Raw genomic sequence first — 7,014 nt, 5'->3', positions numbered from 1 at the left:
CTCAAGGCGAAGATCCAGGCAGAAGCTGATCGTGAACGTATCGGCATCATCGCCGAAGCCAACCGTCAGGCCGAAGTCCTGCGTGGTGAAGGCGATGGTCAGCGAAACGTCATTCTGGGTAAAGCGTATGGCAAGGACGCGGAATTCTTTGAATTCTATCGTTCGCTCGAAGCCTACAAAATCGCGCTTGATAACGGCTCGACGATGGTGCTTTCACCAGACAGCGAGTTTTTCCAGTACTTTAATAAGTCTGGCCCAGCGACAAGCCGCTAGACAAAACATAAGGGCGACCTGCATATTGGGCTGGTCGCCCTTTTTGTTTTTATAAATTCGATTTGTCTGGCGAAAGTCTGACAAATCACAAAGAAACGCCGGAACGTCCTTAGTCATGAAGGAACTTGCAACAGCCATACTTCTGGCCATCGCGTTGGAAGGGATGCTTTACACGCTGTTTCCCGGCGGCCTGAAAAGGGTAATGGAGCTTGTTCAGGAAATTCCTGAATCGCAGTTGCGCATTGGCGGATTGATCGCCGCTGTCATAGCCATTGGCGGAATATGGGCAGTACGGACCTGGCTTTAGTAAACGGCCATCAGGATCAGGGAACGGCAACGCAAAAGTCCCTCGTCACGATTTTGTGCTTACAATTCCTTGATTTTTCCCAGTACCGCCTAATTTCTGCCAAAGTCGGAGTTAATTTGGTTACTTAAGCGACGGGTGAAATACAGCCCCGCCGTGCGCTGCACAAAGAGAATGACAAATACCGTGAACGCGGCAACGAACAGGATCAGACACATGCTAGACGCATTATACAACCCGGTGCGCACCAAGATAACCGCAGCACTGGTGATTGTTCTCCTTGGCGTGGCCAGTGTTTCGCAGATTGCGAATGCCCGCCCCGCTCCTGAGAGTTTCGCAGACCTGGCAGAAAAGCTTCTGCCAAGTGTTGTAAATATTTCCACCAGCCAAATGGTCGCCGAACGACAGGGACCGGACTTCCAGTTCCCTCCCGGTTCGCCGTTCGAAGACCTTTTCCGTGATTTCATGGACCGCAACGGTCAGGGTGGCCAGGGCGGTCAGGCACCGCAACGCCGCCGTGCAACCGCACTTGGTTCAGGCTTCATCATCTCGCCTGACGGCTATATCGTCACCAACAACCACGTGATCGACGGTGCCGACGAGATTACCGTGCGCCTGCATGATGGCAATACGCTTGAAGCCGAACTGATCGGCCGCGACCCCAAAACCGACGTCGCCCTGCTTAAGGTCGAACCGGAAGAAGACCTGCCATTCGTCAAATGGGGGGACTCGGACAGTGCCCGCATCGGTGACTGGGCGATGGCAATCGGCAACCCGTTTGGCCTTGGCGGTACGGTGACTGCCGGTATCATTTCCGCACGAAACCGCGACATCAACCAGGGTCCGTATGATGACTTCATTCAGACGGATGCCTCGATCAACCGTGGTAACTCGGGCGGTCCGCTGTTTAACCTTGATGGTGATGTGATTGGCATCAACAGCGCGATCTATTCGCCATCCGGCGGTTCAGTCGGGATCGGCTTTGCCATTCCGTCCGGTATCGCACAAAGCGTTGTCGATCAGCTTAAGGAATATGGCCGCACCCGTCGTGGCTGGCTGGGTGTTCACATCCAGACCGTGACCGAAGACATCGCAGACTCGGTTGGTCTTGAAGATTCAACCGGTGCCATGGTTGCCGGTGTTGCAGAAGACGGCCCGGCCAAGGCTGCTGGCATCAAACAGGGTGACGTCATCCTGACCTTCGATGGCAAGGAAGTTGAATCCATGCGTCGCCTGCCGCGCATCGTTGCAGAAACCCGCATTGGCAAGGAAGTCGATGTCGAAATCTGGCGCGATGGCGAAAAGAAAACCGTTCAGGTTGAGCTTGGCGAACTTGAAGAGGAAGTCGTCGCCGCAAGTGCAGGCGAGGCACAGGAACAGGAAGCACCTGCCGTTGCCGAGGCCAGCATCGACGCACTTGGCATCAAGATCGCCAATGTCGATGAAAGCCTGCGTCAACGCTATAACCTTGCCGAAGGTACCGAAGGTGTCATCGTGACCGAGGTTGCCGGTGACAGCTATGCCGCCGAAAAGGGCGTTCGCCCGGGCGACATCATCATCGAGGCGTCGCACAGCTCGGTTGAAAACGTCGAAGACGTTGTCGATGCGGTCGAAACTGCGATCGAAGATGAAAAACGCACCATCCTGATGTTGATCGAAACATCGGCTGGCCCGCGTTACTTCGGCCTGACGCTTTCGGGCGACGAATAAGTCATCGCCTAAAACAAGCATCAAAAAAGGGCGGCCTGATTTTCAGGTCGCCCTTTTTGTTTAACGCGGACATTTCCTAGGAAACGAAGTCCGACTTTGCATATCCCTGCATATAAAGCAGTGCGGTCAGATCACCGTGATTGACACAAATGCGCGCCTGTTCACGCACCGCTGGTTTGGCGTGGAAGGCAACCCCGGTTCCGGCAAGCGAGATCATCTGAAGATCATTGGCACCATCGCCAACGGCAATCGCATCCCCAACCGCGATGCCCTGTTCGGCTGACAGGTTTTCAAGCGCATCGACCTTTGCCTGGCGATCAAGAACCGGTTTCTGAACCTTGCCGGTCAGCTTGCCATCCTTTTCAAGCAGGACATTGGCCTGATCGTAATCAAAGCCAAGCTCGGCGCGCACCGCCCCGGTAAAGAAATCAAACCCGCCCGAAACCAGGGCAGCAAAACCGCCATTTGCCTTCATCGTCGCGACCAGTTCCCGCGCACCGCCGGTATACTCCACCGTTTTCCAGGCTTCCTTGAGCATCTCCGTTGACATGCCATCAAGCAATCCAACGCGTTCATCAAGTGCCGCTTCGAAATCAAGTTCGCCATTCATCGCACGTGCCGTAATCGCCGCCACCCGGTCCTTGACCCCGGCAAACTCGGCCAGTTCATCAAGGGTTTCACCGGTGACAATCGTGCTGTCCATATCGGCAATCAAAAGCTTCTTGCGACGTGTGGCGACCTTCTGGGTGATAGCATCCACCGGAAGCTCCGCCTCGGCCAGCGTCGTATCGGCGACATCAAGCGGAATACCATCAAAGGTCAGATCGCAGGCCTCGCCATCAGCCAACCACGTCACATCGCCAACCAATGCCCCCGCCCCGGTCAGCGCGATTGCCGCGTTATCAATCACAGCCTTGGTCAGCGCATTCGAGTTCGGGGCGGCAATCAGGGTGAGAACCAATTTCATGGTCTTTGGGCTCCTTGGCGGAAAAGGCATCAAACATCGTTGCCGCCTTTATCCGAATTGCACCGGACTGTGGCAAGAGCGTTTGTTGCTTTCGTGGATTTTGTTGCCCGTCGCGCCAATACAATGTAGTATTGTTGCTACAAACTAAGCGAGGTGAGCGATGGGTATTACAACGATCTCAAGCCGCGACTTCAATCAGGATACCAGCGGCGCGAAAAAGGCTTCCAAAGGCGGCCCGGTGGTCATTACCGACCGCGGCAAGCCGTCGCATGTGTTGCTGTCGATCGAAGAGTATCAACGCTTGACGGGGTCACTGCCCTCCATCGTTGACCTTCTTGCGATGCCTGGCGCAAACGATATCGAGTTTGATCCACAACCTGCCAAGATCGACATAAAGCCGGCTGACCTATCGTAATGTTTATTCTCGACACGAATGTCATCTCCGAGCTGCGTCGTGCCGGGCAGGGAAAAGCCGACGAGAATGTGGTCAACTGGGCCAAATCCGTCGATGCAACCATCCTGTATATTTCAGCCATCACCGTTCTTGAGATCGAAACGGGTATTTTGCAAATCGAACGGCGTGATCCCGATCAGGCAAAGATATTGCGTAACTGGTTCGAAGGCCATGTCCTCAAAGCATTTGAGAATAGGATACTGGCGATTGACGAAGCCGTTGCGAGACGGTGCGCGCAGCTGCATGTTCCTAATCCGAAATCCGAACGGGATGCCCTGATTGCCGCAAGCGCTCTGGTACACGGAATGACGATTGCCACCCGTAATATCAAAGACTTCGATCAAACAGGTGCCCAATTGTTCAATCCATGGAAAGCGTGACAGTCAGGACAAACTCATCGCATGCCCACCGAGAAATACACCCAATTTCAAGCCGTCCTGATCGTTGCCGGCCCGACCGCCAGTGGGAAGTCGGCGCTGGCCCTTGATCTGGCGGAGACCTTTGACGGGGTGGTGATTAATGCTGACAGCATGCAGGTCTATGAGGAACTGCGTGTGCTCTCAGCCCGCCCCGATGAAAGCGAAACCGCACGCGCGCCGCACCGGCTTTACGGTGTGCTGTCCGGGCGCGAAGCATGTTCGGCTGGCAAGTGGCGCGACATGGCGATGGCGGAAATTGCCGACTGTCACGCCAATGGCAAGTTTCCGATCATCACGGGGGGGACGGGCATGTATCTGAATGCCCTGACTGAAGGCATTGCGCCGATCCCCGATGTGCCAGCTGCGATTCGCCAGCAAGTCACCCATGAGCTTGAAGAGCTAGGTCACGAAGCATTCTTTGCCAAACTTCAGTCAGATGACCCGGAAACGGCCGCCAATCTTGATAGCAGCAATACCCAGCGCCTGATTCGCGCCGCCGAGGTTTTTGCCCATACCGGGCGCGGATTGGCAAGCTGGCACAAGGAACCGGTGATTACCCCGCCTGAAAACATGCAATTCAAGAAACTTTGTTACATGCCGCCGCGCGACATTCTGTATGATCGTTGTAACCGGCGTTTTGACCTGATGATTGAACAGGGTGCCATTGACGAGGTCAAAGGGCTGCTTGCCCTTGAATTGCCTGAAACAGCGCCTGTAATGAAGGCTGTCGGCGTGCGCGAGATTTCGGCCTACCTTGCTGGGGAGATTGATCTGGCAACAGCCAAAGAGAAATCACAGCGCGAAACCAGACGCTATGCAAAACGGCAATTAACGTGGTTTCGACACCAGATGTTAGCCAAGGAAATCATCGACGCGCAATATTCGGAAAGTTTGGCAGCAAAAATGCGTCATGATGTTAACCAATTTCTGTTGACCACGCCAAAGTGAGGCGATAGGTTGGCGCTTCTGCCGCCTAAATGGCGGAAAACCGCCGTTTCGGCGGATTTTTCAACTCCAATTCGAGGATAATTGGATCATGTTTCAATCACGCGGTTATCACGCGACACGTTGTTGTCGTTAAGTAAAGAGGCTCGAAAATCATGGCAGAACGTATTTTAAGCGGTTCGGAAGTAGTGTTGCAGGCCCTTGCTGATCAGGGTGTGGAAGTCGTGTTCGGCTATCCCGGCGGCGCTGTCCTACCGCTATATGACGAGATATTTAAACAGAACCGGATTCGTCACGTTCTCGTGCGCCATGAACAGGCTGCTGTCCACGCTGCAGAAGGTTACGCCCGCTCGACCGGCAAGGTCGGCGTCGTGCTGGTGACCTCTGGACCGGGGGCGACAAACGCCGTTACGGGCCTTACCGACGCGTTGATGGATTCCATTCCAGTTGTCTGCCTGACAGGTCAGGTCCCGACCCATCTGATCGGGAACGATGCTTTCCAGGAAGCCGACACCACCGGCATTACCCGCCCGTGCACCAAGCATAACTATCTGGTGAAAAACCCCGATAAACTTGCCCGTACGATGCACGAGGCCTTCCACGTCGCCTCAAGCGGCCGTCCGGGCCCGGTCGTGATTGACCTGCCCAAGGACATTCTTGTTGGCAAGGCCCCGTATCTGGAACCGGCACAGGTTCAGCACCGGACCTATAACCCGGTGGTCAAGGGTGATCGCGCCCAGATCGAAGAAGCCATGGAAATGCTGGCATCGGCCAAAAAGCCGATCCTGTATTGCGGCGGCGGTGTCATCAATTCCGGCACACAGGCATGCAAGCTTCTGACCGAGTTCACCCGCATGACCGGCGCGCCGATCACGCTGACCCTGATGGGTCTTGGGGCTTATCCGGCATCGGACAACCAGTATCTTGGTATGGTCGGGATGCACGGCACGTATGAATCGAACATGTCGATGCATGATTGCGACGTCATGGTCGCGATTGGTGCACGTTTCGATGACCGTGTGACCGGCAACCTCGATTTCTTTGCGCCGAACTCGCAGAAAATCCAGATCGACATTGATCAGAGCTCGATCAACAAGAACGTTCCGGTCGATATCGGGATCGTTGGCGATGTTGGCCATGTTCTTGAAGACATGATCAAGATCTGGAAAGCCAAACAGTACAAGATCGAAGCCAGTGCACTTGATGGCTGGTGGAAAGAGATCGAAGGATGGCGTTCGAAACGCTGCCTGTCCTACAAGCAGCCCAAAGACGTCATCAAGCCGCAGCATGTTATCCGCTCGATCCATGCCGCGACCCGCGATCGCAAAACCTATATCACCACCGATGTTGGCCAGCACCAGATGTGGGCCGCCCAGCATTTCGGGTTCGAACATCCGTATGAATGGATGACGTCCGGTGGTCTTGGCACCATGGGCTATGGCATGCCAGCGGCCCTTGGCGTTCAGGTGGCCCACCCGGATGCGACCGTGGTTTGCTTTACCGGTGATGCTTCGATCATGATGAACATTCAGGAATGCGCGACGATGACGCAGTATCGTCTGCCGATCAAGACCGTGATCCTGAACAACCGTTATATGGGCATGGTCCGTCAGTGGCAGCAGCTTCTGCACGGGTCGCGCTATTCCGAAAGCTATAGCGAAACCCTGCCCGACTTCGTCAAACTGTCCGAGGCCTTTGGCTTTACCGGGCTGACCTGCAATAACCCGGCCGATCTTGATGATGCCATCAAGCAGATGCTGGAAATTGATGGTCCGGTGATTTTGGACGTCGCTGTTGATGACAAGGAAAACTGCTATCCGATGATTCCGTCGGGCAAGCCGCATAACGAAATGCTGCTTGGGCAGGAAACCAAGGGCGACGAAGCCATTGATTCCGACGAAGGGATGGTTCTGGTCTGATCCGCACACATAAACTGTGCGCA

Annotated in this window: 7 protein-coding genes and 1 pseudogene; 7 read left to right on the top strand and 1 reads right to left on the bottom strand. The window is 54.9% G+C overall.

Annotated elements, in window-relative coordinates:
- The 3 genes and pseudogenes from B2R48_RS07610 to B2R48_RS07600 all read left to right on the top strand — a co-directional run.
- A pseudogene (locus B2R48_RS07610) lies at positions 1-273 on the top strand (protease modulator HflC); the annotation flags it as partial.
- Positions 274-388: 115 nt separating this feature from the next.
- A complete protein-coding gene (locus B2R48_RS07605; RefSeq protein WP_062956136.1) occupies positions 389-580 on the top strand; it encodes a DUF2065 domain-containing protein in 192 nt (63 codons plus the stop codon).
- A 213-nt stretch (positions 581-793) separates the two neighbouring features.
- On the top strand, positions 794-2,287 hold the full coding sequence (locus tag B2R48_RS07600) for a DegQ family serine endoprotease (protein ID WP_062956137.1): 1,494 nt from the start codon (positions 794-796) through the stop codon (positions 2,285-2,287).
- A 76-nt stretch (positions 2,288-2,363) separates the two neighbouring features.
- Here B2R48_RS07600 and serB read toward each other — a convergent pair whose 3' ends face one another.
- Positions 2,364-3,254 carry a phosphoserine phosphatase SerB gene (gene serB, locus B2R48_RS07595; RefSeq protein ID WP_296999240.1) on the bottom strand — a complete coding sequence of 297 codons (891 nt, stop codon included), beginning with the start codon at positions 3,252-3,254 and terminating at the stop codon, positions 2,364-2,366.
- A gap of 160 nt (positions 3,255-3,414) precedes the next feature.
- On the opposite strand from serB, the gene B2R48_RS07590 reads away from it, so the two are divergent.
- The 4 genes from B2R48_RS07590 to B2R48_RS07575 all read left to right on the top strand — a co-directional run bounded on the left by B2R48_RS07590 (position 3,415) and on the right by B2R48_RS07575 (position 6,991).
- Positions 3,415-3,669 carry a type II toxin-antitoxin system Phd/YefM family antitoxin gene (locus B2R48_RS07590; protein WP_296999238.1) on the top strand — a complete coding sequence of 85 codons (255 nt, stop codon included), beginning with the start codon at positions 3,415-3,417 and terminating at the stop codon, positions 3,667-3,669.
- Positions 3,669-4,088 carry a type II toxin-antitoxin system VapC family toxin gene (locus B2R48_RS07585; protein ID WP_296999236.1) on the top strand — a complete coding sequence of 140 codons (420 nt, stop codon included), beginning with the start codon at positions 3,669-3,671 and terminating at the stop codon, positions 4,086-4,088. Before B2R48_RS07590 ends, B2R48_RS07585 begins: the two co-directional genes overlap by 1 nt.
- Positions 4,089-4,109: 21 nt before the next feature.
- A complete protein-coding gene (gene miaA / locus B2R48_RS07580) occupies positions 4,110-5,075 on the top strand; it encodes a tRNA (adenosine(37)-N6)-dimethylallyltransferase MiaA (protein ID WP_296999234.1) in 966 nt (321 codons plus the stop codon).
- A 152-nt stretch (positions 5,076-5,227) separates the two neighbouring features.
- Positions 5,228-6,991 (top strand): acetolactate synthase 3 large subunit, encoded by a 1,764-nt coding sequence (locus tag B2R48_RS07575; RefSeq protein ID WP_062956150.1) that lies wholly within the window; start codon positions 5,228-5,230, stop codon positions 6,989-6,991.
- Positions 6,992-7,014 lie beyond the last annotated feature (23 nt).

It is taken from the genome of Thalassospira sp. UBA848 (assembly GCF_002295455.1).
Classification (GTDB): domain Bacteria; phylum Pseudomonadota; class Alphaproteobacteria; order Rhodospirillales; family Thalassospiraceae; genus Thalassospira.
The sequence above is the reverse complement of the archived record's forward strand: the minus strand, read 5'-3'. Positions and strand labels throughout refer to the sequence as shown.

Coding starts and splice junctions, on each gene's coding strand:
- B2R48_RS07585 (WP_296999236.1), top strand. CDS start 3,669: ATGTTTATTCTCGACACGAATGTCATCTCCGAGCTGCGTCGTGCCGGG.
- B2R48_RS07590 (WP_296999238.1), top strand. CDS start 3,415: ATGGGTATTACAACGATCTCAAGCCGCGACTTCAATCAGGATACCAGC.
- B2R48_RS07605 (WP_062956136.1), top strand. CDS start 389: ATGAAGGAACTTGCAACAGCCATACTTCTGGCCATCGCGTTGGAAGGG.
- B2R48_RS07575 (WP_062956150.1), top strand. CDS start 5,228: ATGGCAGAACGTATTTTAAGCGGTTCGGAAGTAGTGTTGCAGGCCCTT.
- serB (WP_296999240.1), bottom strand. CDS start 3,254: ATGAAATTGGTTCTCACCCTGATTGCCGCCCCGAACTCGAATGCGCTG.
- miaA (WP_296999234.1), top strand. CDS start 4,110: ATGCCCACCGAGAAATACACCCAATTTCAAGCCGTCCTGATCGTTGCC.
- B2R48_RS07600 (WP_062956137.1), top strand. CDS start 794: ATGCTAGACGCATTATACAACCCGGTGCGCACCAAGATAACCGCAGCA.